The organism is Streptomyces sp. NPDC058880 (assembly GCF_042742535.1).
Lineage (GTDB): Bacteria > Actinomycetota > Actinomycetes > Streptomycetales > Streptomycetaceae > Streptomyces.
Genome location: NZ_JBHYMC010000137.1, coordinates 1 through 1,637 on the forward strand (window position 1 = coordinate 1; position 1,637 = coordinate 1,637).

Annotated in this window: 1 protein-coding gene; it reads right to left on the minus strand. The window is 67.9% G+C overall.

The window, feature by feature from the left end; translation table 11 throughout:
• Positions 1 to 91: 91 nt before the first annotated feature.
• A complete protein-coding gene (locus ACFW2G_RS33055; protein WP_384585646.1) occupies positions 92 to 1,339 on the minus strand; it encodes an IS110 family transposase in 1,248 nt (415 codons plus the stop codon).
• Positions 1,340 to 1,637: the final 298 nt, after the last annotated feature.

Consider the following 1,637-nt stretch of genomic DNA (forward strand, 5'->3'; position numbering starts at 1 on the left):
GTCTGACGCGTAAATAGCAGCAGGTCAGGGCGGGGGTTGGCAGCACTGGGTGCCCGGTGGCCTTGGGGCGCCGGGTGTCTGGAGCTGTTGGTCAGGCCGCGTCGTCTTCCCTCGGGTTGAGGGTGACGGTATAGCCGAGCTGGTTGAGTTGGTTGATCGCGCGGCGGGTGGCGCGTTCGGGGTCGCGCTGGGTGAAGTAGGTGCCGCCGAGTTCCTGGTAGGGGACGTCATCGGTGAGCATGTGCCAGATCGCGGTGGTGATCGAATGTTCGACGGCGACGAGAGCGCGGAGCGGGCCGCGGCGGGCGGTCAGCCTCTTGTAGCGGGCGGCGAGGTAGGTGTCCTTGGTTCTCACCGCGCCGAACGCGGCCAGGCCGAGTGCGCCCTTGAGGTAGGGGTTGCCGGGCCGGACCTTGGTGTTCTTGGTGCGGCCGGCGGACTCGTGGTGGCCGGGGCAGACTCCGGCCCAGGAGGCGAGGTGCTTGGCGGTGGCGAATCGGCTCATGTCGCCTCCGGTCTCCGCGATGATCACTTCGGCGACGGCCCGGTTGATTCCGGGGATGGTGTCGAGCAGGTCGAGGGCGGGGCGAAAGGGGGCCATCGCCTCCTCGATCCGCGTATCGAGCTGCCCGATGGCGGCGGTGAGCTGGTCGTAGTGGTCCAGGTGTAGCCGGGTCAGGAAGGCGTGGTGCTCGCGGAAGCGTCCGGTCAGGGCCTCGGTGAGTTCAGGGATCTTGTTGCGGAGACGGCGCTTGGCCAGTTCCGCGAGGGCCTGCGGGTCGTGTTCGCCCTCGACGAGGGCTTCAAGCATGGCCCGGCCGGAGACGCCCATGATGTCGGAGGCGACCGCGGAGAGTTTGATCCCGGTGTCTTCGAGGAGCTTCTCCAGGCGCTGGACGATCTGGCCGCGTTCGCGGGTCATCTGGGTGCGGGCGCGGGTCAGGTCCCGCAGTTCACGTACCGGCTGGGGCGGGACGAACGATGGCCGGACCAGGCCGTGTGAGCCGAGTTGGGCCAGCCAGGCCGCGTCCGAGACGTCCGTCTTGCGGCCGGGCAGGTTCTTGACCTGACGGGCGTTGACCAGGATCACGTTCAGCTCGTCGGCCAGCAGGTAGTAGAAGGGCTTCCAGTAGTCCGAGGTCGCCTCGATCACCACCAGGGTGACCTGGGCGGCGAGCAGGTGATCGCGCAGGGCGAGCACCGCGTTCGTCGTCGATCCCCAGGTCGTGGTCTCGGTCGTGAACGAGCCTCGCCGTTTCGTGCTCGGGGTGCGGACGCACGTTTTGGCGTCCTTCTTGCTGATGTCCACACCGGCACAGCGTTCGTGCAGCACGTCCATGTCCCGATCCCTTCCTCGGCGGCCGAGCGGTACGCCGTTCCGGGAGGGCCAGGGTGAATCAGGAATTCTGACGCACGTGCTCACAGCAACACTCCACGGTTCCCGTGGACGGCCCTCGGCACCACGCTGACCTGCGAGCTCACCGGCATCACAGACACTTCGGTTTCGGCCGGAACGAACCCCACCAGCGTCCCGGACTGCATCAGCCCACGTCAGGGCAGACAGAAGCACCCCCGGCGCGCGCCACGGGATTTACCACGCCCCCGGCGCGCACCGAAGGTGCGCTGGATCGCTGACC